The organism is Bradyrhizobium nivariense (genome assembly GCF_029846695.2).
In the GTDB taxonomy this organism is placed as follows: domain Bacteria; phylum Pseudomonadota; class Alphaproteobacteria; order Rhizobiales; family Xanthobacteraceae; genus Bradyrhizobium.
In genome coordinates this window covers 65,213-90,633 of record NZ_JARWCR020000020.1, presented here as the reverse complement: position 1 = coordinate 90,633, position 25,421 = coordinate 65,213, and the positions used below count along the sequence as shown (strand labels likewise).

General features: G+C 64.8%; 22 protein-coding genes and 1 tRNA gene. 18 read left to right on the top strand and 5 right to left on the bottom strand.

Going from position 1 to position 25,421, the window contains the following annotated elements; genetic code table 11:
* The first annotated feature begins 383 nt into the window (after positions 1-383).
* From QCM77_RS18670 to QCM77_RS18640, 7 genes are all read left to right on the top strand, one after another.
* Positions 384-752, top strand: a complete 369-nt coding sequence (locus QCM77_RS18670; RefSeq protein ID WP_279664612.1) for a hypothetical protein — start codon at positions 384-386, stop codon at positions 750-752.
* Between the two features lie 129 nt (positions 753-881).
* A tRNA-Asn gene (locus QCM77_RS18665) sits at positions 882-956 on the top strand.
* 210 nt (positions 957-1,166) lie between these two features.
* Complete coding sequence (locus QCM77_RS18660) at positions 1,167-1,346, top strand: hypothetical protein (RefSeq protein ID WP_279664610.1); 180 nt, start codon at positions 1,167-1,169, stop codon at positions 1,344-1,346.
* Between the two features lie 135 nt (positions 1,347-1,481).
* Positions 1,482-2,144 carry a protein-L-isoaspartate O-methyltransferase family protein gene (locus tag QCM77_RS18655; RefSeq protein WP_279664608.1) on the top strand — a complete coding sequence of 221 codons (663 nt, stop codon included), beginning with the start codon at positions 1,482-1,484 and terminating at the stop codon, positions 2,142-2,144.
* Between the two features lie 215 nt (positions 2,145-2,359).
* Positions 2,360-3,760 (top strand): TolC family outer membrane protein, encoded by a 1,401-nt coding sequence (locus tag QCM77_RS18650; protein ID WP_279664732.1) that lies wholly within the window; start codon positions 2,360-2,362, stop codon positions 3,758-3,760.
* A gap of 302 nt (positions 3,761-4,062) precedes the next feature.
* Positions 4,063-4,815 carry a PopZ family protein gene (locus QCM77_RS18645; protein ID WP_279664606.1) on the top strand — a complete coding sequence of 251 codons (753 nt, stop codon included), beginning with the start codon at positions 4,063-4,065 and terminating at the stop codon, positions 4,813-4,815.
* Positions 4,816-4,956: 141 nt separating this feature from the next.
* Complete coding sequence (locus QCM77_RS18640) at positions 4,957-7,833, top strand: valine--tRNA ligase (protein WP_279664604.1); 2,877 nt, start codon at positions 4,957-4,959, stop codon at positions 7,831-7,833.
* On the opposite strand, the gene QCM77_RS18635 is transcribed toward QCM77_RS18640, so the two are convergent.
* Positions 7,830-8,438 (bottom strand): DNA-3-methyladenine glycosylase, encoded by a 609-nt coding sequence (locus tag QCM77_RS18635; RefSeq protein WP_279664602.1) that lies wholly within the window; start codon positions 8,436-8,438, stop codon positions 7,830-7,832. The genes QCM77_RS18640 and QCM77_RS18635 overlap by 4 nt on opposite strands.
* Positions 8,439-8,568: 130 nt before the next feature.
* Here QCM77_RS18635 and lipA point away from each other — a divergent pair, with 130 nt between their 5' ends.
* The 3 genes from lipA (at position 8,569) to QCM77_RS18620 (ending at position 11,628) form a co-directional block, all read left to right on the top strand.
* The gene (gene lipA, locus QCM77_RS18630; RefSeq protein ID WP_279664600.1) at positions 8,569-9,525 is read left to right on the top strand and encodes a lipoyl synthase; all 957 of its coding nucleotides are present in this window, start codon (positions 8,569-8,571) and stop codon (positions 9,523-9,525) included.
* 6 nt (positions 9,526-9,531) lie between these two features.
* Complete coding sequence (locus QCM77_RS18625) at positions 9,532-10,014, top strand: type II toxin-antitoxin system RatA family toxin (RefSeq protein ID WP_279664597.1); 483 nt, start codon at positions 9,532-9,534, stop codon at positions 10,012-10,014.
* Between the two features lie 834 nt (positions 10,015-10,848).
* A complete protein-coding gene (locus tag QCM77_RS18620; protein ID WP_279664595.1) occupies positions 10,849-11,628 on the top strand; it encodes a mechanosensitive ion channel family protein in 780 nt (259 codons plus the stop codon).
* A 6-nt stretch (positions 11,629-11,634) separates the two neighbouring features.
* Here the strand turns inward: QCM77_RS18620 and QCM77_RS18615 are convergent, their stop codons facing one another.
* Positions 11,635-12,246, bottom strand: a complete 612-nt coding sequence (locus QCM77_RS18615) for a CinA family protein (RefSeq protein WP_279664593.1) — start codon at positions 12,244-12,246, stop codon at positions 11,635-11,637.
* Between the two features lie 4 nt (positions 12,247-12,250).
* Entirely contained in the window at positions 12,251-13,447 is a 1,197-nt protein-coding gene (locus tag QCM77_RS18610) for a bifunctional 2-C-methyl-D-erythritol 4-phosphate cytidylyltransferase/2-C-methyl-D-erythritol 2,4-cyclodiphosphate synthase (protein ID WP_279664591.1), read from the bottom strand.
* A gap of 282 nt (positions 13,448-13,729) precedes the next feature.
* On the opposite strand from QCM77_RS18610, the gene dusB reads away from it, so the two are divergent.
* Genes dusB through ntrC form a run of 3 tightly spaced genes read left to right on the top strand, consistent with a single transcriptional unit; the run spans position 13,730 to position 17,355 of the window.
* Positions 13,730-14,731, top strand: coding sequence for a tRNA dihydrouridine synthase DusB (dusB, locus tag QCM77_RS18605; RefSeq protein WP_279664729.1), 1,002 nt, complete (start codon positions 13,730-13,732; stop codon positions 14,729-14,731).
* On the top strand, positions 14,728-15,903 hold the full coding sequence (locus QCM77_RS18600) for a two-component system sensor histidine kinase NtrB (RefSeq protein ID WP_279664588.1): 1,176 nt from the start codon (positions 14,728-14,730) through the stop codon (positions 15,901-15,903). Before dusB ends, QCM77_RS18600 begins: the two co-directional genes overlap by 4 nt.
* 9 nt (positions 15,904-15,912) lie before the next feature.
* Positions 15,913-17,355, top strand: coding sequence for a nitrogen regulation protein NR(I) (gene ntrC, locus QCM77_RS18595; protein ID WP_279664586.1), 1,443 nt, complete (start codon positions 15,913-15,915; stop codon positions 17,353-17,355).
* 173 nt (positions 17,356-17,528) lie between these two features.
* On the opposite strand, the gene QCM77_RS18590 is transcribed toward ntrC, so the two are convergent.
* The gene (locus QCM77_RS18590; RefSeq protein ID WP_279664584.1) at positions 17,529-17,675 is read right to left on the bottom strand and encodes a hypothetical protein; all 147 of its coding nucleotides are present in this window, start codon (positions 17,673-17,675) and stop codon (positions 17,529-17,531) included.
* Between the two features lie 186 nt (positions 17,676-17,861).
* On the opposite strand from QCM77_RS18590, the gene QCM77_RS18585 reads away from it, so the two are divergent.
* The 4 genes from QCM77_RS18585 to hflX all read left to right on the top strand — a co-directional run bounded on the left by QCM77_RS18585 (position 17,862) and on the right by hflX (position 23,521).
* On the top strand, positions 17,862-20,255 hold the full coding sequence (locus tag QCM77_RS18585) for a sensor histidine kinase (protein ID WP_279664581.1): 2,394 nt from the start codon (positions 17,862-17,864) through the stop codon (positions 20,253-20,255).
* A gap of 17 nt (positions 20,256-20,272) precedes the next feature.
* Positions 20,273-21,643: a nitrogen assimilation response regulator NtrX gene (gene ntrX, locus QCM77_RS18580; RefSeq protein ID WP_279664578.1), complete on the top strand. Its 1,371-nt coding sequence runs from the start codon at positions 20,273-20,275 to the stop codon at positions 21,641-21,643.
* Between the two features lie 238 nt (positions 21,644-21,881).
* Complete coding sequence (gene hfq, locus QCM77_RS18575) at positions 21,882-22,130, top strand: RNA chaperone Hfq (RefSeq protein WP_007591126.1); 249 nt, start codon at positions 21,882-21,884, stop codon at positions 22,128-22,130.
* A gap of 11 nt (positions 22,131-22,141) precedes the next feature.
* The gene (gene hflX, locus QCM77_RS18570; RefSeq protein WP_279664525.1) at positions 22,142-23,521 is read left to right on the top strand and encodes a GTPase HflX; all 1,380 of its coding nucleotides are present in this window, start codon (positions 22,142-22,144) and stop codon (positions 23,519-23,521) included.
* A 176-nt stretch (positions 23,522-23,697) separates the two neighbouring features.
* Here hflX and mazG read toward each other — a convergent pair whose 3' ends face one another.
* Positions 23,698-24,549 (bottom strand): nucleoside triphosphate pyrophosphohydrolase, encoded by an 852-nt coding sequence (gene mazG / locus QCM77_RS18565; RefSeq protein ID WP_279664524.1) that lies wholly within the window; start codon positions 24,547-24,549, stop codon positions 23,698-23,700.
* A gap of 138 nt (positions 24,550-24,687) precedes the next feature.
* Between mazG and queC the strand changes: the two genes are divergently transcribed.
* A complete protein-coding gene (queC, locus tag QCM77_RS18560; RefSeq protein ID WP_279664523.1) occupies positions 24,688-25,401 on the top strand; it encodes a 7-cyano-7-deazaguanine synthase QueC in 714 nt (237 codons plus the stop codon).
* Positions 25,402-25,421: the final 20 nt, after the last annotated feature.

Genomic DNA, 25,421 nt, shown 5'->3' with positions numbered 1-25,421 from the left:
CGTCAAACTCCGTCATTCCTAAAGCGCGATGAGATGAGGATGAATCATCATCGCGCTTTAGGTTGTTGTTTGAGCATGATCTTTTCGGAAAACCGCTTCGCACTTTTCCGGATCATGCTTTAGCGCAGCTGTGCCCGCTCTGGAGACAACAAACGGCGCGGAGCTATGAACCCCCGTTCATTGCTGCGGAGAATACGAATCGATAAGAACTGGCTCGTTGTGCGTCTCGCGTCGCGCAACGAGCCGGAGCCGCGGATGGATCGTGTCTTGAACCTTTCGATTACGCTCCGGACGAATCCTTCAAGGCAACGCCATTGGTTGCCGCTGCGCCTGCGCCGATCGACGTCAGGCGCCGGAGCCTGTTTCGATCGGGGGAATTTTGTATGAAGTATTTTCTGTCTGCACTGATCGCGGTCGGTCTTTCGATTGCCGCCGCGCCGTCGTTCGCGGCTGACGCCCGCAACGTCACCGTCGTCAACGAGACCGGCTACGCCATCAAGTTCCTGGGCTTCAACGCCCCGGACGATGGCATGGACGAATGGGACAACGAGCTCGACAAGGTTTTGCAGAACCAGGCGAGCACCTATGTCGAGTTCGACGATGACGACGAGGGATGTGTCTGGAACATCCGCGTCGACTGGCAGAACTATGACGAGACCGTGCTCTGGAAGAACGTCAACCTCTGCAAGTTCACCGCGCTTCGGCTGCGCTACGATTCCGGCACCAAGACCACCTCGTTCGTCGCCGAGTAACTTGACCTGACGTGGCCGGAGGGGCCCCGAGCCCTTCCTCGCCGCAATGTGCCGATAGCGAATTCGTCCTTTGCAAGCGCAAGCGGCTTTGTTATACGCAGCCGCGCGCGAACGACGGGTTCGCCCTTTTCCTCGGTAGCTCAGCGGTAGAGCATCCGACTGTTAATCGGATGGTCGCAGGTTCGAATCCTGCCCGGGGAGCCATTCCATCGCAAATTCAATGAGTTATGCCCGCGCCTTCGCGTGATGCACGATCTCGTTGCGGCGATCTCTGAACAATGCTTGCCGATCTCCGCGTGGAATCACATTCACCCGTTGGTGCGCGATGGCCCCGTCGCGCCACGGGAGCGGCGCCAAATCGACTCAATTCGAATCGAGCTTCGCCGGTGCCGGATTTTTACGGAGCTGATTCCCATGCCAGACGTCCAGGTCCACCGTTCCGAAACGGCCCCCTCGATTCTGCCGGCAGACGTTCCCGAGCTCAGCGACGATGAATGCCTCGCCTGTCTGGCGCGTGCGGTCGAGACACACGATTCGGCACGGCTGGATGAAGTCGCCGCACTGATCGGCCGCCTCGCGGTCACGATCGAATAAGCCTCGCCCTCGACGCAGAGAGTGACGGAAGGCCCCGATCCTCGGGGGCCATGCCGTGTTGCGTTTTCGCCGGGCATGTTCCAAAGATGCGGCCAACTTTCGTCCGCGGCATCGTCCGCCTTGCAGGGTCCGCAAATGTCCGGTTTCTCGACCGCGCGCCTAAAAATGGTCGATGGCCAGGTGCGCACCAATGACGTCACTGACCGTCGTGTTCTCGACGCCATGCTGATGGTTCCGCGCGAGGCCTTCGTGCCGGCCGGCAGGCAGGCGTTGGCGTATCTCGACCTCGATCTCGACGTGAGCGAAGGCACCGCCAAGCGGTTCCTGATCAAGCCGCAGCTGACCGGCAAGCTGCTCCAGGCCGCCGAAATCGGCGAGGGTGACAACGTGCTGGTCGTCGGCTGCGCCACGGGCTATCTCGCTGCGCTGACCGCCAAGCTCGCGCGCCAGGTCACCGCGACGGAATGCGATTCGGCCTTGGCCGCGAAGGCCAAGGACGCCTGCGCCGCCCTCGGGCTTGCCAACGTTGCCTGCAAGGCCGCGGCCTGCAGCGAGGGTGATGCCGCTGCTGCTCCCTATGATGTGATCGTCCTCAACGGCGCCACCGAGGTGACGCCGGCGGGGCTGCTCGGGCAGCTCAAGGAGGGTGGGCGCCTGGTGGGGGTCTCGGCCGAATCCAGGCCGCCGCGAGCCATGATGGTGACCCATAGCCACGGTGAATTCGGCCATCGGGCGCTGTTCGATGCCGCGGCCCCGGTCCTTCCGGGGCTGGAACGGGCCGCCGCCTTCGTGTTCTGACGGCCCGATAGCCGCTTTGGCCCGTTAAAATCCCATTCTGAATCAGAAGTGTGGCCGGGATGCTGCACGTGAAGAGTTTCCACCGAGAACCACCCTCAGGTAGTTCCGTCGCGCTTGACCGCGTCCTATGTTGCGACGGGGCAACGACTCCACTCGTAGACGGGAACCCAGCTCGCGGGCACGAGCCGGGCGTTAGAATGAACGGAATTTTTGGGATGCATGGGGTGAAGCTCTTCACCGGAGCAGCGGTTTCGGTCCTGCTGCTGGCGCTTGCCGGGCCGACGCCTGCCTTGGCGGATACGATCGAGGCCGCGCTGGTGCGCGCCTATCAGAACAACCCGCAGCTCAACGCGCAGCGCGCCCAGGCGCGCTCGACCGACGAGAACGTGCCGCAGGCGCTGTCGGGCTACCGCCCCAAGGTCAATGTGACCCTCGGCACCGGGTATCAATATCAGGACGTCCAGGCGACGCAGAACGTCGTCCCCCCCACCCCCAAGTCGATCTCCGGTTTGCTTCAGCCCAACAGCGCCAGCCTGACCGTCAGCCAGACGCTCTACAACGGCAATCAGACCGCCAACAGGACGCGCGCGGCGGAGAGCCAGGTCTCGGGGTCGCGCGAGGCGTTGCGTGTGCTCGAGCAGACGGTCCTGCTGCAGGGCGCAACCGTCTACATGGATTATTTGCGTGATTCGGCGACGTTGGAAGTTCAACGCAGCAACGTGCGCGTGCTCGAGCAGACCCTCAAGCAGACACGAGACCGCTTCAACGTCGGGGAGGTGACCCGCACTGACGTCGCCCAATCCGAGGCGCAGCTGGCAGCCGGCAAGACGCAGGAGCTCACCGCCGAATCGAATCTGACCACCACGCGCGCAAACTTCCGCCGCATCATCGGCAATGAGCCGGTAGCCCTCGCCCCGGGGTCGCCGGTCGACCGCTTCCTGCCGCGGACGCTTCCCTCTGCGGTCAGTCTCAGCCTGGTGGAGAACCCCAGCGTCACGGCGGCGATGTACGGCATCGACGTCAACTATCTCCAGGTCAAGATCAGCGAGGGCGCGCTGCTGCCGACGGTCACGGTCGCGGCTACTGCCAGCACAGCCTACCAGCAGCAGCTGACGATCTTCCGAACGAGTTCCGCGTCCGCCCTCGCGACAGTCGCTGTGCCGATCTATCAGGGCGGTGTAGAATATTCGCTCATCCGCCAATCGAAAGAGAATCTGGCGCAGCAGCGATTGAATCTCGAAACCACCCGCGATCAGACCCGCGCCAACGTTGTGCAGGCCTGGGGCCAGCTGGAAGCCGGCAAGGCGCAGGTGCAGTCCGCGCAGGCGCAGGTCACGGCGTCCGAGATTGCACTGAACGGCGTGCGTGAAGAGGCCAAGGCCGGGCAGCGCACGACCCTCGACGTGCTCAATGCGCAGCAGGCGCTGGTGAACGCGCGCGTTGCGCTCGTCACTGCCCAGCATGACCGCGTGGTTGCGTCCTATTCGGTGCTCAACGCGGTCGGTCGTCTCGCGCCGCAGGTGCTTGGCCTTGCGACCACGGTCTATGATCCCAGCGTGCACTACCAGCAGGTTCGCGACAGCTGGGCCGGCGTGCGCACGCCTGACGGGCGCTGATTCCCGTAGCGATCAGGTCGGCCTCGCGAATAATCGAGGCCGACCGGCGCTTTGCTTGCAATCGTCAAATTCCCTGACATAGCCTTGCCAAGAAGTTGCGGGTCGATTCGCCCCGCATCTGATGTCGTTTGCGTAAAGCTCGGGGCCGGGGGTAGGGCGCACGGCCGTACGTTGAGCCGTGATCTGGGGACAAGTCTGGCTGTCACGACGAAAATGTCGGGCCACCAGTCCGGAACCGGCCAATCCTGGCGTGCTTGGTGTAAAATAACGCATGCGAGGGCGTTGAGGATGTGGAGTCGGAGATGACGCAGCCTGCAAAGGTCACAGAACCCTCGATGGAGGAGATTCTGGCCTCGATCCGGCGCATCATTGCCGACGATGAGGCCAAGCCGCCGCCGGCTGAGGCCGCCAAGCCCGAGAAAGCTGCCGCCCCCGCCGCGCCGCCGAAGCCGCAGGCGATCAACGACATTCCGCCATCCAAGGTCGCGCCGGCCAAACCGGCCGCCGAGAAGCCCGCACCACCTCCGGCCGCAAAGCAGGCACCGCCGCCGCCCCCCGCACCTGAGGCGGATGCATCCAACAATCAGGACGATATCGACGCGCTGCTGGCGGGGCTCGACACGGCCACGCCTGCGCCGGAAATCCGTGCTCCCGAACCTGAGCCTGACGTGCTGGAATTGACCGACGAGATGGCGATGGAGCCGACGCCGCCTCCGCCGCCGCCGAGCTTCCGCAAGGTCGAGCCGCGCGACGATCTCGAATTCGCCGAATCGCCGCCGCGTCCGACGCCGGCGTCCTATGCGCCAGTGGACTTCGATGCGCCGCCGCTGCCGCCCCAACAGCCGATCCTGGCACAATCGACGGTCTCGGCGGTCGAATCCGCCTTCAATTCCCTGGCCCACACGGTCCTCAGCAGCAATGCGCGGACGCTGGAGGATCTGGTCAAGGAGATGCTGCGTCCGATGCTGAAGTCCTGGCTCGACGACAATTTGCCGGGCCTCGTAGAACGCATCGTGAAGGCCGAAATCGAGCGGGTATCGCGCGGCGGCAGGTAGATCGGGCCGCAGAGCCCTCATAAAACCCTGCTTGTGCGTCATATTCGGCCTCCCGACCGGACCGGAAAGCCTTGTTGCCGCCTGGCTTTCCTTTGACCTTTCCGTTGACTTGGACCCCGCGCGCGGCTTTCTAGCAGCCCCATGATCGAGAAAAATTACCAGCCCGCCGATATCGAAGCCCGCATGTCCGTCGTGTGGGAGGACAGCCTTGCCTTCAAGGCCGGCCGCCCCGACCGCCGCGACGCCGTGCCCTTTACCATCGTGATCCCGCCGCCGAACGTGACGGGCTCGCTGCACATGGGCCACGCCCTCAACAACACGCTCCAGGACATCCTGTGCCGCTTCGAGCGCATGCGCGGCCGCGACGTGCTGTGGCAGCCCGGCACCGACCATGCCGGCATCGCCACCCAGATGGTGGTCGAGCGGCAGCTGATGGAGCGCCAGCAGCCCGCACGCCGCGAGATGGGTCGCGAGAAGTTTCTGGAGCGGGTCTGGCAGTGGAAGGCCGAGAGCGGCGACACCATCATCAACCAGCTCAAGCGGCTCGGCGCCTCCTGCGACTGGTCGCGCGAGCGCTTCACCATGGACGAGGGCCTGTCCAAGGCCGTCGTCAAGGTGTTCGTCGAGCTGCACCGCGACGGCCTGATCTACAAGGACAAGCGGCTGGTGAACTGGGACACCAAGCTGCTCACCGCGATCTCCGATCTCGAAGTGCAGCAGACCGAGGTCAAGGGCAGCCTCTGGTACCTGCGCTATCCGATCGAGGGCAAGATTTTCAGCCCCGACGATCCCTCGAGCTTCATCGTCGTTGCCACCACGCGCCCGGAGACCATGCTCGGCGATACCGGCGTTGCCGTGCATCCCGATGACGAGCGCTATCAGAAGCTGGTCGGCAAGAACGTGATCCTGCCGCTGGTCGGCCGCAAGATCCAGATCGTCGCCGACGACTATTCCGATCCGGAGAAGGGCTCGGGCGCGGTCAAGGTGACACCGGCGCACGACTTCAACGACTTCGAAGTCGGCAATCGCCATGGCCTGGGCCGGATCAGCGTCATCGACAGGGAAGGTTGCCTCGATCTCCTCGACAACGAGGATTATCTGCGCGACCTGCCGGAAGGTGCCTCGCAGTTCGCCGAGGAGTTCAACAAGCTCGACCGCTTCGCTGCGCGCAAGCGCATCGTCGAGCGGCTGGAATCGTTCGGCTTCGTCGAGCGGATCGAGCCGCACACCAACATGGTGCCGCATGGCGACCGCTCCGGCACGGTGATCGAGCCCTATCTCACCGACCAATGGTATGTCGACGCCAAGACGCTGGCGAAGCCCGCGATCGCCGCGGTGCGTTCGGGCGAAACCACCTTCGTGCCGAAGAACTGGGACAAGACCTATTTCGAGTGGATGGAGAACATCCAGCCCTGGTGCATCTCGCGCCAGCTCTGGTGGGGTCACCAGATCCCGGCCTGGTACGGTCCTGATGGCAAGGTGTTCGTCGCCGAGACGGAGGAGGAGGCCGTCAGCCACGCCCTCGGCTATTACGTCGAGCAGGAAGTCATCACGGTCGAGCAGGGCCGCGAGATGGCGCTCGACCGCAACAAGCGCGAAGGCTTCATCACCCGCGACGAGGACGTGCTCGACACCTGGTTCTCCTCGGCGCTGTGGCCGTTCTCGACCCTCGGCTGGCCCGAAGACGCGCCGGAGGTGCAGCGCTACTACCCGACCAACGCGCTGGTGACCGGCTTCGACATCATCTTCTTCTGGGTCGCCCGCATGATGATGATGGGCCTGCACTTCATGAAGGAGGTGCCGTTCTCGACGATCTACATCCACGCCCTCGTCCGCGACGAGAAGGGCGCCAAGATGTCGAAGTCGAAAGGCAACGTCATCGATCCGCTCAACCTGATCGACGAATATGGCGCGGACGCGCTGCGCTTCACGCTGGCCGCGATGGCGGCGCAGGGGCGCGACATCAAGCTCGCCACCAGCCGTGTCGAGGGCTATCGCAATTTCGCGACCAAGCTCTGGAATGCGTCCCGCTTCGCGGAGATGAACCATTGCGTCGTGCCCGAAGGATTCGAGCCCGCGAAGGCGAAGGAGACGCTGAACCGCTGGATCGCGCATGAGAGCGCGCACACCACGCGGGAGGTGACCGAGGCGATCGAGGCTTATCGCTTCAACGATGCCGCAGGCAGCATCTACCGCTTCGTCTGGAACGTCTATTGCGACTGGTATGTCGAGCTCGCAAAACCCGTGCTGCTCGGTCCGGACAGCCCTGCCAAGGCCGAGACCCGCGCCATGGTGGCCTGGGCGCGCGACGAAATCCTGAAACTGCTGCACCCCTTCATGCCCTTCATCACCGAGGAGCTGTGGGAGGTCACGGCCAAGCGCGACGGTCTGCTCGCGCTGGCACCGTGGCCGCTGAAGCCGTCCGCACCGTCGCCGGAGCAGCTTGCGATGCTCGCGGCGACGACGGGCACGACTGACGCGTTCGTCTCGCCGGCTTGGGTGCTGCCGATCTTCGACCATGCCGACTTCACCGATCCCGCGGCCGAGGCTGAGATCGGCTGGGTGATCGACCTCGTCACGCAGATCCGTTCGGTGCGCGCCGAGATGAACATTCCGCCGGCAACGCTGACGGCGCTGGTGCTCGCGGGCGCCTCGGCCGAGACGAAGCAGCGCGCGCCGCGCTGGAGCGACGTCATCAAGCGCATGGCGCGGCTGTCGGACATATCCTTCGCCGACCGTGCGCCCGACGGCGCGGTCCAGCTTCTGGTGCGCGGCGAGGTGGCTGCGCTGCCGCTGAAGGGCGTGATCGACGTCGCCGCCGAGCGCACGCGCCTCGACAAGGAGATCGGGAAGGCCGACGCCGACGTCAAGCGCGCCGAGTCCAAGCTGGCGAACGAGAAATTCGTCGCCAACGCGGCCGAGGAGGTCGTCGAGGAGGAGCGCGAGAAGCGTGAGGCCGCACTCGCCCGCAAGGCCAAGCTGCTGGAGGCGCTGGAGCGGCTGAAGCTGGCCTCTTAGGCCGACTTCGGAAACGGCTTGCTGAGGAATTTCGAGCCCTTGACGCCATAGCGCCAGGGCAGCTCGACGGCCTTGGTGATGCCGATCCGGATTCCGGCCACCACCTCCAAATCCTCCGTCCGCGCATGCAGCGCGATCGGCGGACGGTCCAGCGGCAGGGCATTGTGCGCGATGGTGATGCCGAGCGCTTCGGTCAGCTTGCCCGGGCCCGAGCACAAGGTCTGCAGATCGACCGCATGGCGGCGGCGACGCATCGCGGCGATGCCATGCGTCGGCTCCAGCGCGCGGATCAGGACGGCGCTGGCCGAGCCTTCTTCCTCACAGACGAAGTTCACGCACCAATGGATGCCGTAGGAGCGGTAGACATAGGCAAAGCCGGGCGGGCCGAACATCACCTGGTTCCGCGGCGTCGGGCCGTTGTAGGAGTGCGCCGCCGGCTCGGTATGATGATAGGCCTCGACTTCGACAATGAGGCCGCCGACGCCGTCGACCAGCATGGTCGCACCGATCAGGTCGTGCGCGACCTCGTGGACGTTGCGCGCGAAAAAGGCACGCTTCAAGGCTTTGCCGAGCCGGGGAATAGAGGTCTTCGAGACTGGAGCCATTCGAGGTGAGAATCGCCAGAGAACAGAGCAGGATATTGCCCATATCTGCCATGTTCCCTGAAGCAGGGCGAGCCGGGTTGCGATGCGTGGCGAGACCGACTAGGTAGGACCTGAACAGACCGGACACCCCATGGTCGTTATTGTCGATACCATCTCGAACCCGCTGCGCCCGCGTCATCCCGAAAAGGTGAACCGCCCCGATTCCGCTTCGCCGCCGAAGCCGGACTGGATCCGCGTGCGCGCGCCCAACACCCGCGGCTATGCCGACACCCGCAACATCGTGCGCGCCAACGGCCTGCACACGGTGTGCGAGGAGGCGGGCTGCCCGAATATCGGCGAGTGCTGGGACAAGAAGCACGCGACTTTCATGATCATGGGTGACACCTGCACCCGCGCCTGCGCCTTCTGCAACGTCAAGACCGGCATGCCGAACGCGCTCGACGCGGCCGAACCGCAGAACGTCGCCGAGGCTGTGGCCAAGCTCGGCCTTGCCCATGTGGTCATCACGTCCGTCGACCGCGACGATCTCACTGATGGCGGCGCCGAGCATTTCGCCCGGACCATCCGCGCGATCCGCGCCGCGTGCTCCTCGACCACGATCGAGATCCTGACGCCCGACTTCCTGCGCAAGGAGGGCGCGCTCGAGGTCGTCGTCGCGGCGAAGCCCGACGTGTTCAACCACAATCTCGAGACCGTGCCGTCGTGCTATCTCACGGTGCGGCCGGGCGCGCGCTATTTCCATTCGATCCGGCTGTTGCAGCGGGTCAAGGAGCTCGATCCCACCATCTTCACCAAGTCCGGCATCATGGTCGGCCTCGGCGAGGAGCGCCACGAGGTGCAGCAGGTGATGGACGATCTGCGCTCCGCCGACGTCGATTTCCTGACCATCGGGCAATACCTGCAGCCGACCCGCAAGCATCACGCCGTGATGCGCTATGTGCCGCCGGACGAGTTTTCGTCCTACGAGAAGGTCGCCTACACCAAGGGCTTCCTGATGGTGTCGGCGAGCCCGCTCACCCGTTCGTCGCACCATGCCGGCGAGAATTTTGCGAGACTGAAGGCCGCGCGGGCCGCGACGGCCCGCTGAATCGCCATGCCTAAATTTTCGAGCAAGCGCCGTGTCGATCACAGCGCGTCCGAGATGTTTGATCTGGTCGCCGATGTCGAGCGCTACCCGGAATTCGTGCCGCTGTGCAGCACGCTGAAGGTCCGTCAGCGCATGGCGAAACCCGACGGCACCGAGGTGCTGGTCGCGGACATGACGGTGTCGTTCAAGCTGGTCAAGGAATCCTTCACCAGCCGCGTGACGCTCGACCGTGCCAATTTGAAGATCCTGGTCGAATATCTGCAAGGTCCCTTCAGCAATCTGGAAAACCGCTGGACGTTCGAGCCCAAAGGCCAAGAAGAGGGCAGTGGCGTGTGCGACGTCGGTTTCTTCCTCGCCTACGAGTTCAAGAGCCGCATGCTGGCGCTGCTGATGGGTTCGATGTTCGACGCCGCATTCGCGCGATTTTCCATCGCGTTCGAGAAGCGGGCGGACGCGATCTACGGCCGGCGGAAGCTGGCGTCGTCGTAGTGGTTGCGATGGGGCACACTCCCTCCGCCGTCATTGCGAGGACTTGCTACTAAGCAATCCAGAATCCCTCCGCGGAGAGACTCTGGATTGCTTTGCTTCGCTCGCAATGACGAAGATGATCAATCCACCGCCTTCACCACATCCGGCGGCTGCGAGGCATAATACGGCCGCGGCCTGCTCGATCTCCTGCGGCATCATCGCACGCGCAATGTTGCGCATCTGCAAACACAGGTTTGCAGTCTCGCGACGTATCTCGCCCGAGTTTGCTTTTTGGCGCCGCCCCCAATTGTCAAGGGCGCAGGGAAGACCGGGTGCCGGCAGGCACCCACGGTCCACTGTGCGAAGGTTGCGCTACAAGAGGCTGCACAGCGGCATACAGGTGAAGCCCAACACACGGCCTTCCCTGCGCAGTGGTTTGACGGCTTATGCCGTGTTCTCCCCGGGGGACGACACGGTTTTGCCGTACGCTGATAGCACCGGTCGTGCGCGCGACGCCTTCGCTCACGGTTGCCCGCCCTACGATGCCCTTCGCGCCGATGCTGCCTGCGTCCACCGCAGCTCATCCCGCGTTTCGTGACGATCGCGATACGCCCCTCTGACAGGGATGAGGTGGCGCATGACTACGCCAAAGCCGAATTTCGGTAAAGTGGAATATTTTCGCTTGGGCGGATTGACCCGTTATTTGTGCGTTTTGCCCGTCGGGCAACACAACGGATGGTAGCTCCGGATCGCGCTTCGCTCCATCCGCGCTACTTGTGTTCCCTCCACGACAATCGCAGGGATCATTTCGCGCCGCCACGAGTTCTCTCGGGATTGTCCCGGGTTGGAGACCTCATGACCATCAATTTCGACACGCTGAAAGCATCGCTGGTCCTGTACGGATTGAATGCGATCTACGCGATCCTGCTGCTCGCTGTGGGCTGGTATCTGTCCGGCACCATGCAGCGTTTCGTCACGCGCGTACTGAACGTCGGGCATCGGGTCGATCCGCTCGTGACGTTGTTCGTCTCCAGCGTGACGCGCTATGGCGTGCTGGCAGTGGTCGGCATCGCCGCACTTCAACTGTTCGGTATCCAGACCGCGAGCCTCGTTGCCGTGCTGGGCGCGACATCACTCGCCATTGGGCTCGCGTTACAGGGCACGCTGTCCAATCTCGCCGCCGGCGTGATGCTGCTGTTGTTCCGGCCCTTCCACATTGGCGATGACGTCGAAGTCGCCGGCAAGGCTGGGAAGGTGAAGTCGCTGTCGCTGTTCATGACGGAACTGGTCGCGCCCGACAACACGCAGATCCTGTTGCCGAACGGGCAGGTGTGGGGCGCAGCCATCGTCAACCACAGCGCCTATCCCGGCACCGGCGAGGTCACCGTGGCGTTTCCGGTCCCGGCAGGTGCTGCCAATGCGCTAGCCGACCGGATCCTGAAGGAGTTGCGCAGCGACTCCCGCATCGACGATCAGGCAGAGCCTGCCGTCCGCGTCTCCAAGGTCGTCGACGTCGCCAATCCGGCAGCGCCGATCCTGGAATTGACGGTCAGCGCAAAGGCGAAGCCGTCCGAAGCCGATGCGGTCAAGCAATGCGTGCTCGATCATGCGAGTGCGTTGCTCGCGGCTGCGTGAGGGATCTCAACCCCGCGGCGAGCGCGGAGTCCTGCGCTTCACGGCGTGCCGGCGCGGCGAGCGCGTCACACGTGGTCGCAGGCGGGTTGCTGCGGCGGCGCGTTTCGGCTTGGCCGTAACTTGCGGCCCGCGGGCGAGGTCCATCAGCATGCGCAGCGCCTCGACCACCGAGCGGGCGCGCACCGCGGTACGGCCGATGGCGCCAAAGCGATGCTCGCGGTGGACGATGCGACCGTCGCGCGCGGCGACGGCAAAGTGAACGAGGCCGACCGGCTTGCCCGGCGTGGCGCCGCCGGGGCCGGCGATGCCGGTGATGGCGACGGCGAGATCGACGCCGGCTCGCTCCAGCGCGCCGACCGCCATAGCTGTTGCGGTCTCCTTGCTGACGGCGCCGAAATTCGCGAGCGTGCCCGCCTCGACCCCTAGCATCGCGCGCTTGGCGTCGTTGGAATAGGTGACGAAGCCGCGGTCGATGACATCAGAGGAACCGGGGATGTCGGTCAACGCGCCCGCCACGAGCCCGCCGGTGCAGGACTCAGCGGTCGCGATCGTCAGCTTGCGCATGCGGCACAGATCGAGCAGCGAACGGGAAAGGGCGCGTGCGTCGCTGCCGCCCATGATCCTACATGCTCCAATTCTTGTCGTTGAATGGCAGGCGGATGGTGGCGCTCGCGGTGGCCGCGATGCCTTCCTCGCGGCCGGTGAAGCCGAGCCGCTCGCTGGTGGTCGCCTTGACCGCGACGCGGGAGATGTCGACGCCGGAAATCTCGGAGATGCGCGCCCGCATGGTGTCGCGCAACGGGCCGATCTTCGGCCGCTCGCAGATCATCGTCACCTCAAGATTGGCGATGCGGCCGCCGCGCTGGGTGACGCGCTCGATGGCGTATTTCAAAAACTGGTCGGAGGAGGCGCCCTTCCATTTCGCATCGCTGGGCGGGAAGTGCGAGCCGATATCGCCGTCGGCAAGCGCGCCGAGGATGGCGTCGACCAGCGCATGCAGGCCGACATCGCCGTCGGAATGGGCCAGGAAGCCTCTGGTGTGCGGCACGCGCACGCCGCAGATCATGAGATGGTCGCCCTCGCCGAAAGCGTGCACGTCATAGCCCGTGCCGGTCCTGATGTCGCCGAGCAGGCTGGCCAGCCGCGCTTCCTCGCGCACGAAATCCTCAGGGGTGGTGAGTTTCATATTGGCAACATCGCCTTCAAAGGTTGCAACCGTCAATCCCGCCCATTCGGCAATCGCGGCATCGTCGGTGAAATCGCTGCGCCCGTCCTTGGCCGCGCGACGATGCGCCTCGAGGATGATTTCGAAACGAAAGGATTGCGGCGTCTGCGCGATTCGCAACCGGGCCCGGTCCGGCGTGTCCTCGACATTGCCGTTCTCGCCGGTAAGCTTGATGGTGTCGGTGACGGGAACGGCGGGGATCGCGGCGCCGGTGCGGCTGGCCGCATCGATCGCGCGAGTGATCACGCCTTCCGAGACGAAGGGGCGCGCGGCGTCGTGGATCAGGACGATGTCGGGCTTGTGCTTGGCGAGGGCTTCGAGACCGGCGAGCACCGAGGCCTGCCGGGTCGCGCCGCCATTGGCCGGGACCTCGTGCCTGAGCCCTGCGACCGCTGTCGTGAAGATGGCGCTGTCGTCGGGGTTCACGACCGGCTGAACCGCAAACACGTCCGCGTGGCGGCTGAAGGCCTCCATGGCGCGATAGATCACGGGCACACCGCCGATCTCGCGATATTGCTTGGGACCACCGGCGCCTGCGCGCAGGCCGCGTCCGGCCGCGACGAGAACGACTGCGGTGCGCTGTGATTTCGCCATAGGACTCAAATACTCATTTGGTGATGAAGAGAGTCGGGGAGTGGGGTGATTGCCGCATGCCTCTAGCACGGCAGGCCCGCAAAAAAAGGGGGTTTCCCCGGATTGTGGGAAACAGCATTTTGTTGCACTGCACTTGAAAGCTTTGCAGAACTGTCTAAACTGTAGGCATGACGCTTGACTGCACAAGAATTGTGCGCAAGATAGGTCATGGCAGGCGCGATGATGCCCTGCCTACGTAACGAGATCCCTGTGACCGGTTCGGCAGTATCAGGCTCTAAGCCGCTGAAAATAGGCGACATTGATGTCGCCACTCCGGTCTTCCTGGCGCCGATGTCGGGGGTGACTGACTCGCCCGTCCGCCGGCTGGCCGCCGAGCTCGGGGCCGGCCTGGTCGTGTCCGAAATGACGGCCAGCGACGAACTCGCCAACGGCCATCGGATGTCCCGGTTGCGCTGCGAAGCCACCGGAATCGGTCCGCACGTGGTCCAGCTCGCCGGTTGCGAGACGCATTGGATGGCGGAGGGTGCCCGGATCGCCGAAGCCGAAGGCGCCGACATCATCGACATCAACATGGGCTGTCCGGCCCGTCACGTCACCGGCGGCCAGTCCGGCTCGGCCCTGATGCGCGACCTCGACCATGCCGTCAGCCTGATCGAAGCGACGATCGCGGCGGTGAAGGTCCCGGTGACGCTGAAGATGCGGCTCGGCTGGGACGACCGCAGCCGCAACGCGCCGGAACTGGCGCGGCGCGCGGAAGCATCAGGCATCAAGCTGGTCACCGTGCACGGCCGCACCCGCTGCCAGTTCTACAAGGGCGAGGCCGATTGGGACGCGATCCGCGCCGTGCGCGCGGCCATCTCCATTCCGCTCGTCGTCAATGGCGACATCACGACTTACGAGAAGGCGCTCGCGGCGCTCGAGGCCTCCGGCGCCGATGCCGTGATGATCGGCCGCGGCGCGCAGGGCCAGCCCTGGCTGCCCGGCGAGATCGGCCGACGCCTGAAGGGCGGGGCCGCCGAAGCCACACCGTCGCTCGAGACGCAGCTGCATTATGTCCGCACGCTCTACGAGGGCGTCTGCGCGCTCTACGGCCTGCGCATCGGTCTCAGGCACGCACGAAAACATCTCGGCTGGGCGCTCGATGTCGCGGCCGATGTGAGCCGTGCGCCGGCCGAGAAGCTGAAATCCTGGCGCCAGAAGATCCTCACCTCGGAGGATCCGCGCCTCGTCCACCGGTCACTGCAAGATGCCTTCGACGACTTCGCATGGAGCGCCGCTGCATGAGCTCAGCCGCTGAACATCGTCGGCCGCTTCCGTCCGACAGCGACGCCATCCTGGACGCACTTCCCAATCCCGTGCTCATGATCGGGCCGGACGGCAAGATCGTCGCCGCCAACATCGCAACCGAAGCCTTCTTCGATATCTCGACGCAGTTTTTGAAGCGGCAGTCGCTGAAAGAGCTGGTGCCGTTCGGCAGTCCTTTGCTGGCGCTGATCGACCAGGTGCGCTCGTCGAACGCGCCCGTCAACGAATACAAGGTCGATCTGGGCACGCCGCGCATGGGCGGAGACCGCCAGGTCGATCTGCATGTAGCCCCGCTGACGGAGCGGCCCGGCCATATCGTCGTGATGCTCCAGGAGCGCTCCATCGCCGACAAGATGGACCGCCAGCTCACCCATCGCAGCGCCGCGCGCTCGGTGATCGCGCTCGCCGCGATGCTGGCGCACGAGATCAAGAACCCGCTCTCCGGCATCCGCGGCGCGGCCCAGCTTCTGGAGCAGCAGGCCTCCTCGGAAGACCGCATGCTGACGCGGCTGATCTGCGACGAGGCCGACCGCATCGTGACGCTGGTCGACCGCATGGAGGTGTTCGGCGACGAACGTCCCGTGGTGCGCGGTCCCGTCAACATTCATTCGGTGCTCGATCACGTCAAACGGCTGGCGCAGTCCGGCTTTGCCCGCAACATCCGATTCGTCGAGGACTACGATCCGTCGCTGCCGCCGGTGCTGGCGAACCAGGATCAGCTCATCCAGGTGTTCCTCAATCTGGTCAAGAACGCCGCCGAAGCCCTGATCGACGTTTCCGACGGCGAGATCCAGCTCACCACCGCGTTCCGTCCCGGCGTGCGCCTGTCAGTCCCCGGTCAAAAATCCCGTGTATCCCTGCCGCTCGAATTCTGCGTGAAGGACAACGGACCAGGCGTGCCGGACGATCTTCTGCCCAACCTGTTCGATCCCTTTGTAACCACCAAGCAGACCGGCTCGGGTCTGGGTCTCGCCTTGGTCGCAAAGATCATCGGAGATCACGGGGGCATCATCGAATGCGAATCTCAGCCGCGTAAGACCACCTTCCGCGTGCTGATGCCGATGTATTCCACATCGGTGAAACATGCCGATCAAAGCAGTCGCGACGGCTCTGCCGGGAAGTCGTCGTCTGCGTCACAGGGGGCAAAATGAGGATTAACGATGCCCGCAGGTAGCATTCTCGTTGCTGATGACGACACCGCCATCCGCACGGTTCTCAATCAGGCACTATCCCGCGCCGGCTACGAAGTGCGGCTGACCGGCAATGCCGCGACGCTGTGGCGCTGGGTCAGCCAGGGGGAGGGCGATCTCGTCATCACCGACGTGGTGATGCCCGACGAGAACGCGTTCGACCTGTTGCCGCGGATCAAGAAGATGCGGCCGAATTTGCCGGTCATCGTCATGAGCGCGCAAAACACCTTCATGACGGCGATCCGCGCCTCAGAGCGCGGGGCGTACGAATATCTGCCAAAGCCCTTCGACCTGAAGGAGCTGATCGCCATCGTCGGTCGCGCGCTGGCCGAGCCGAAGGAGCGGGTCTCGACGCCGAACGAGGACGCCGAGATGGAGGCGATCCCGCTGGTCGGCCGTTCGCCGGCGATGCAGGAAATCTATCGCGTGCTGGCGCGCCTGATGCAGACCGACCTCACCGTGATGATCACGGGCGAGTCCGGCACCGGCAAGGAGCTGGTGGCGCGCGCGCTGCACGACTACGGCAAGCGCCGCAACGGCCCGTTCGTCGCGGTCAACATGGCGGCGATCCCGCGCGACCTCATCGAGTCCGAACTGTTCGGCCATGAGCGCGGCGCCTTCACCGGCGCCAACACCCGCGCCTCCGGCCGGTTCGAGCAGGCCGAAGGCGGCACGCTGTTTCTCGACGAGATCGGCGACATGCCGATGGAGGCCCAGACCCGCCTGTTGCGCGTGCTTCAGCAGGGCGAATACACCACGGTCGGCGGCCGCACCCCGATCAAGACCGACGTGCGCATCGTCGCGGCTTCCAACAAGGATTTGCGCGTGCTGATCCAACAGGGCCTGTTCCGCGAAGATCTGTTCTTCCGCCTCAACGTCGTGCCGCTGCGGCTGCCACCGTTGCGCGAGCGCATCGAGGATCTGCCCGATCTCATCCGTCATTTCTTCGCGCTCGCCGAGAAGGACGGACTGCCGCCGAAAAAGCTCGACTCGCTGGCGCTGGAGCGGATGAAGCAGCACCGCTGGCCGGGCAACGTGCGCGAGCTCGAGAACCTCGCCCGTCGCCTCGCGGCGCTCTATCCGCAGGACGTGATCACGGGCTCGGTCATCGACGGCGAGCTGGCGCCACCCACGATCAGCCCGGGTGCCGCAGTCCAGCAGGGCGTCGACAATCTCGGCGGTGCCGTGGAGGCGTATCTCTCCTCGCACTTCCAGGGCTTCCCGAACGGCGTGCCGCCGCCCGGCCTCTATCACCGAATCCTCAAGGAGATCGAGGTGCCGCTGCTCACGGCCGCACTCGCCGCCACCCGCGGCAACCAGATCCGCGCCGCAGATCTGCTCGGCCTCAACCGCAACACGCTGCGGAAGAAGATCCGGGATCTCGATATCCAGGTCTATCGGAGCGGGGGCTAAATTAGTCTTCGCGGAACGGACGGTGGCTCAGCTCCCCCTACCAAAGCGGAGCTGAGCCTGTCCGGATCGCGTTGGCCGTTGTGGCTGACGCGGTGGACAGAAGTCCTGATCAGACTGAAATGTTCCGCTGGAACATTCAAATGGTCATCCAGCCGCGGGACGCGGCCTCAGCCCTATCTGACAGACCGGTCTGATGCCGGCATCATGCTGGCGACATGTGCCGACGGCTCCTGCAGACCGGGGCCGTTGACCAGAAGGTCGGCGGCCACGATCAGAAGCAGCACGGCCGACACCATTACCGCGAGAAAGAATCTATCCATGCCGGTCAAGCCGCCGGGGCGGGCATCCGTTCCCGCAAGCTAGGTCTGTCAAGGGAGCAGCCTGTGGATGCGCCGGTCGGTCGCGGCGGGAGCGCCGCGGAATTGTCGCAATTCGGCAACAATGTGGTACGAATACATCAGTGTCCGCCCCGCCGCGGCCCCCCGTTTTCAGCACCCATTGCCGGAATGATCAGCGCAGACACCTCGGCCGCATCCTTTGACACGGCCCCAGCGGAAGAGCCCCGGCGTTGGTCGGCGCGACGCTGGCTGGCGCCGTTCGCCGTGGCGCTGGCACTGCTGTCGGCCTTCCTGACCTTCGTGGTCCTGACCGGACTGACGAACATCGAGCCGACGCCGGCGGTTGTCCGCTCGTTCTATCTGATCAATGCGGGCACGATCCTGCTGCTGGTCGGGATCATCATCCGCGAGCTCTGGCAGCTGATCCTGGCGCGACGGCGGGGCAGGGCGGCGGCGCGCCTCCATGTCCAGATCGTCAGCCTGTTCTCGATCGTGGCGGTGCTGCCCGCGGTGCTGGTCGCCGTCGTCGCCAACGTCACCATCGAGCGCGGCCTCGACCGCCTGTTCTCCGGCCCGACCAAGGAGGTGATCCAGAACTCGCTGACGATCGCCCGGGCCTACATGCAGGACCATGCGCAGCTGATTCGCGGCGATATTCTCGGCATGGCCAACGACATCGCGCATGCGCGGCCGCTCTACGACCAGGATCGCCGCTCGTTCCGCGAGCTGCTGACCTCCAGCGCCGGCTCGCGCAATTTGCCGGGCGCGATGATCATCGACAAGAACACCAACATTCTCGAATCCGCCGACACCGGCATGCGGCTGGCCTATTCGCCGCCGGCACCGGACTTCCTCAGCAACGTCAACGAATCCGAGCCCGAGATCGCGGTGCTGCCCGATGCGAGCTTCGTCGCCGCGGTGGTCCGCTTGCGCGCCTTCAGCGACACCTTCCTCTACGTCGCGCGGCCGCTCGATCCCAACGTCGTCAACCAGCTCAAGCAGACCGAGGTCAGCGTCGCCGAATACGCCCAAATCGAGTCGCGCCGGCTCGGCATTCAGGTCGCGTTCGCGCTGATGTTCGCGGTGATCGCACTGACCATCCTGATGGCCTCGGTGCTGATCGGCCTCAACTTCGCCAACTCGCTGGTTTCGCCGATCCGGCGGCTGATGAACGCGGCCCAGACGGTCTCGACCGGCGATCTCCATGTGAAGGTGCCGGTGCACCAGTCGGAAGGCGACCTCGCCCAGCTGGGCGAAACCTTCAACAAGATGACGGAGGAGTTGCGCAGCCAGCGCGACGAGCTCGTCAACGCCAGCGACCTCATCGACAGCCGCCGCCGCTTCATCGAGGCGGTGCTATCCTCCGCAAGCGCCGGCATCATCGGCGTGGATACCTCAGGCAGCGTCGGCATCCTCAACCGTTCCGCCGAAAAGCTGATCGGGCACTCCGAAGCCGAGACGCTCGGCCATCCGCTCTCGGACGTGCTGCCGGAGCTCGAGGAGATGATGAAGACGGCGCGGGAAGGGACCCAGCGCCTGGTGCAGGGCCAGATCACGATCACCCGCGACGGGCAGGAACGCAATCTGTCGGTCCGCGTCAGCGCCGAGAAGACCAGCCAGCCGCACGACAGCTACATCATCACGCTCGACGACATCACCGAGCTGGTCTCGGCGCAGCGCACCTCGGCCTGGGGCGACGTCGCGCGCCGCATCGCCCACGAGATCAAGAACCCGCTGACGCCGATCCAGCTCTCGGCCGAGCGCATCCGCCGCAAATTCGGCAAGGCCATCACCGAGGCCAAGGACAAGCAGATCTTCGAGCAGTGCACCGATACCATTGTGCGCCAGGTCGACGATATCCGCCGCATGGTCGACGAGTTTTCGCGCTTTGCGCGGATGCCGAAGCCGGTGATGGAGGGTGAGGACGTCGTGGACACCGTGCGGCAGGCGGTGTTCCTGATGAAGGTCGCCCATCCCGAGATCGATATCGAGGCCGAGTTCAAGGAAGACCCGCTGCGCGCCCAGTTCGACCGGCGGCTGATCTCGCAGGCGGTCACCAACATCGTCAAGAACGCCACCGAGGCGATCGAGCAGGTCCCCCTGGAGGAGCTCGGCAAAGGCCGGATCGACGTCGTGGTCTCGGGCGAGGGCGAGGACGTCCTGATCGACGTCGTCGACAACGGCATCGGCCTGCCCAAGGTGGCGCGCTCGCGCCTGCTCGAGCCCTATGTGACAACACGCGCCAAGGGCACCGGCCTTGGGCTCGCGATCGTCGGCCGCGTGCTGGAAGACCACGGCGGGCGCATCGAACTGAAGGACGCTTCCGACTTCCGCGAGGGCCAGCGCGGCGCCTGGATGCGGATGCGGTTTGCGATCTCCGGCGCTCCCGCGAAAAGCGAGGAGGCCGAACCGGCCGCCGATGCAACGACCAAGCCGGAAATCAAGGAAGCGGTCACGGAATCCGTCAAGGCACCGGAAACAAAAGAGCCGGCCGCCGAAACCAAAGAGCGGGCTGAAAAGACCAATGATTCAACGAAGATCGAAGCCTCAACAGGCAACTGAGAAAACAGGCGCGACCCATGGCAAGTGAAATTCTGATTGTCGATGATGAGGCCGATATTCGGGATCTCGTTGCGGGCATCCTCGAAGACGAGGGTTTCGTGACCCGGACCGCGCGCGACAGCGATACGGCGCTCACGGAGATCGCCAACCGCAGGCCGCATCTGGTGTTCCTCGACATCTGGCTGCAGGGCTCCAAGCTCGACGGCTTGCAGCTGCTGGAGCAGGTCAAGAAGGACAACCCCGATCTGCCGGTCGTGATGATCTCCGGCCACGGCAACATCGAGACCGCGGTCGCCGCGATCAAGCGCGGCGCCTACGACTTCATCGAGAAGCCGTTCAAGACCGACCGGCTGATCCTGGTCGCGACCAGAGCGCTGGAGAACTCGCGGCTCAAGCGCGAGGTCAAGGAATTGAAGCAGCTCGCGCCGAGCGCAAGCTCGCTCGTCGGCCGCTCGCCCAGCATGAACCAGCTGCGCCAGACCATCGAGCGCGCGGCCAAGGCCAACAGCCGCATCCTGATTGTCGGCCCCGCCGGCGCCGGCAAGGAGCTGACCGCGCGCACGCTGCACACGGCCTCGGGCCGCGCCGAAGGCCCCTTCGTCGTCATCAACGCCGCCGCGATCACGCCGGAGCGGATGGAGCACGAGATGTTCGGCACCGAGCAGTCCAACGGCGAGCACGCGCGCAAGTCCGGCGCGCTCGAAGAGGCCCATGGCGGCACGCTGTTCATCGACGAGATCGCGGACATGCCGCGCGAGACCCAGAACAAGATTTTGCGCGTGCTGGTCGAGCAGTCGTTCCAGCGCGTCGGCGGCACCGCCAAGGTGCAGGTCGACGTGCGCATCATCTCATCCACCGCGCGCAACCTCGAAGAGGAGATCGCGGCCGGCCATTTCCGCGAAGACCTCTATCATCGGCTCTCGGTGGTGCCGATCCGCGTGCCCGCGCTGTCGGAGCGGCGTGAGGACATTCCGGAATTGATCGACTACTTCATGGAGCAGATCTCGGCGGGCAGCGGCCTGCCCAAGCGCCAGATCGGGCAGGACGCGATGGCGGTGCTGCAGTCGCATGTCTGGCCGGGCAATGTGCGCCAGCTCCGCAACAACGTTGAGAGAGTCATGATTCTGGCCGCGGGCGGGCCGGAGGTCATCATCACTGCCGATATGTTGCCGCAGGACGTCGGCTCCATGGTGCCGGCGATGCCGACCAGCAACAATGGCGAGCACATCATGGGCCTGCCGCTGCGCGAAGCGCGCGAGGTGTTCGAGCGCGACTATTTGATTGCACAGATCAGCCGTTTTTCAGGAAATATTTCTCGTACGGCCGAGTTCGTTGGCATGGAGCGCTCGGCGTTGCACCGGAAATTGAAGGCGCTCGGTGTCGGCTAGCGCCGCGACGTCGCGGGGATAGGCGAGGAAAATCATCGATTTCCGTAGTTTTTCGGGGCAATACGGCGTGGGCTGACGCGTGAAGCGGCTTGCCTAATAAGCTCACCTGTCCTCTAATTGCACAGCTGTTCCTTCCGAGGGGGATCTCATGAGGGACGGCAACCGGGAGAGGCTCCGAATTTCACAAAGAGGGCCGCAACCGGCGCAATAAAAAGAAACTCAAAGCGAGAAAAAAACAATGGCGGCAGACCGCGCACAAAACCTGCAGGACACCTTCCTTAATCACGTTCGCAAAACCAAAACGCCACTGACGATCTTTCTGGTCAACGGAGTGAAGCTCCAGGGCATCGTGACCTGGTTCGACAATTTCTGTTTGCTGCTTCGGCGCGACGGTCACTCGCAGCTCGTCTACAAGCATGCGATCTCGACCATCATGCCGGGCGCTCCGATCCAGTTGTTCGAAGGCGGCGAGGATCAGCCGGCTTGAGAGTGATCTGATTGGAACCCCGGAATTTCGACGGGGATGCCGACCGTCCGCGGTCGGCAGGGGATAAGCAGACGGGGCGGGTGCTTGTCATCGGCCCCTATTTGCGGGTGCGCGCAGGCAATGCCAACGCGCAATCGGAGAGCCATATCCTGCGTGATGCCGAGGCCCGCCTCGATGAAGCCGCGGGCCTCGCGCGCGCGATCGATCTCGTCATTGCCGACGCCATCATCACGCCGATCAGCCAGATCCGGCCCGCGACTTACATCGGCAAGGGCAAGGTCGAGGAGATCGCCGGGCTCGCCAAGAGCCTCGATGTCGACCTCGTGGTGATGGATTGCGCGCTGGCGCCGATCCAGCAGCGCAATCTCGAGAAGGAGTTGCACGCCAAGGTGCTCGACCGCACGGGCCTCATTCTGGAAATCTTCGGCCGCCGCGCCAAGACCAGGGAAGGCTCGCTCCAGGTCGAGCTCGCGCATCTCAACTACCAGCGCTCGCGCCTCGTCCGCTCCTGGACCCATCTCGAACGCCAGCGCGGCGGCTTTGGATTCATGGGCGGTCCCGGCGAGACGCAGATCGAAGCCGACCGCCGCCTGATCCAGGAGCGTATCTCCAAGCTCGAGGGCGACCTGAAGAAGGTGCAGGCGACGCGGCGTCTGCATCGTGCAGGACGCCAGCGCGTGCCGTATCGCGTGGTCGCGCTGGTCGGCTACACCAATGCCGGCAAGTCGACGCTGTTCAACCGCCTGACCCGCGCCGACGTGCAGGCGGCCGACATGCTGTTCGCCACGCTCGACCCGACCCTGCGCGCGCTCACCCTGCCGCATGGCGGCAAGGCGATGCTGTCCGATACCGTCGGCTTCATTTCCAACCTGCCGACACAGCTCGTCGCCGCCTTCCGCGCCACGCTGGAGGAGGTGCTGGAGGCCGACGTAATCCTGCATGTGCGCGACATCTCGCACGACGACGCCGAGGCGCAGCAGAGCGACGTCGATGCCGTGCTGCGCCAGCTCGGCATCAATCCTGATGACAGTGGCCGCATCATCGAAGTCTGGAACAAGATCGACCGTTACGATACCGAACAGCGCGAAGAGCTTTTGAACATCGCCGCGCGCAGGCCGGAGGATCACCCGGCGATGCTGGTCTCGGCCGTGTCAGGCGAGGGCATCGACGCACTGCTTGCCGCGATCGAGGAGCGGTTAGCGGCAAAACGCACCACGCTCGACCTCTCGATCGACGCCGCCGACGGCGCCGGCATCTCCTGGCTGCACCGCAACGCCGAAGTGCTGGCCAAGGAGCTGCACGACGGCCGCTTCGACATGACGGTGCGGGTGGACGAGACCAAGCGGGATATCGTGGTCAACCGCTTCGACGCCGTGCCGCGCGTGGCGTGATCTCTCCCCAGGTGGTCCCGGACAAGTGCGCCCCAAGCACGCGCCGATCCGGGATCCATAATCACAGCAAGCAGTTCGGTGCACGGTACTAACCTCGTCGTGCTGCGGAGAGATCACGCGGTATGGGTCGCGGCCTCGCGTGCGCAATTGCGCACTCGGCCAGGACGACATTGGAATTAGCGGCGTGCTTCCTTGCGTCCCTCTGACTCCGGCTTTTCCTCGCCCTTCGCCGCATTCCACAACGCGTCCATCTCCGCCAGCGACGCCTGCTCGAGGGTCCGCCCCTGCGCCTCCAGCGCCCGTTCGATATAGGCAAAGCGCCGCTCGAACTTCGCGTTGGTCGCACGCAGCGCGGCTTCGGGATCGGCATCGACATGGCGGGCGAGGTTGACGAGTGCGAACATCAGGTCGCCGGTTTCTTCCGCGAGGCCTTTGCTGTCGTTGCGATCGAGGGCGGCCTCGATCTCGTCGGCTTCCTCGCGGATTTTCGCCAGCACCGCGCGCGGATCGTTCCAGTCGAAGCCGACGGTGGAGGCCTTGCGCTGCAGCTCCATGGCGCGCGTCAGTGCGGGCTGGCCGGCCTTCACGCCTGACAGCAGCGATTTGTGCGAAATCTCCTCCGGCGGCCGGCGCGCGGCGCGCTCGGCTTTCTCCTCGGCCTTGATGCGGTCCCAGACGTGCTTGACGTGAGAGGAGGCGAGGTTGCCGTCCTTGTCGGCGAAGACGTGAGGATGGCGCCGGATCATCTTGCGGGTGATGGCCTCGACGACATCGCCAAAAGCGAACGCGTTCCGCTCCTCGGCCATCCGGGCGTGAAACACCACCTGCAGCAGGAGATCGCCGAGCTCCTCGCAGAGATCGTCGAGATCGCCGCGGCTGATGGCCTCGACCACCTCATAGGCCTCCTCGATCGTGTAGGGCGCGATGGTCGCAAAATTCTGCTCGAGGTCCCAGGGGCAGCCGGTGACCGGCGTGCGCAGCGCCGCCATGATCTCGATCAGACGGGAAATGTCGCGGGAAGGGGTCATTGCGGGGCAGTCTCCTGGCTCTCAAGCCTTATGCCAAAAGCGGCCCGCCGTTCCCAGCGGCATGCGGCGGAACAGGGTGATTTCCACCGATTGGCGGGCCAGATTGGCGAGCAGCGTGCGCAGTGCTAAAGCGCGGCCATGAGTGACGCATTTTCACCCGAAACCGCGCTGGTGCTGTTTTCCGGCGGCCAGGATTCCACCACCTGCCTCGCCTGGGCGCTGAATCGTTTTGCGCGCGTGGAGACGCTGGGGTTCGATTACGGCCAGCGCCACGCCATCGAGCTTGCCTGCCGCGACCAGCTGTTCGACGGCATCAGGGGCCTGCGCGCGGATTGGGCTTCTAGGCTCGGCGAGAGCCACACGCTGTCGATCCCGACGCTGGCGGCCGTGTCCGAGACGGCGCTGACGCGCGACGTTGCGATTGCGATGGGCGCCGACGGGCTCCCCAACACCTTTGTCCCCGGCCGCAACCTCGTATTTCTGACCTTCGCCGCGGCGCTGGCCTACCGGCGCGGGATTACGCACATCGTTGGCGGGATGTGCGAGACCGACTATTCCGGCTATCCCGACTGCCGCGACGACACCATTCGCGCCATGCAGGCGGCCCTCTCGCTCGGCATGGCCCGCAAGTTCGAGCTGCATACGCCGCTGATGTGGATCGACAAGGCCGCGACGTGGCAGCTCGCGCACGATCTTGGCGGCGATGGGCTGGTCGATCTCATCCGCGAGCAGTCGCACACCTGCTATCTCGGCGAACGCGGCGCGCAGCACGATTGGGGCTATGGCTGCGGCGAGTGCCCGGCGTGCAGCCTGCGGGCGAAGGGGTGGCGGGAGTATGTGGCGGGACGGTGACACGATAGACTCGGTGTCAT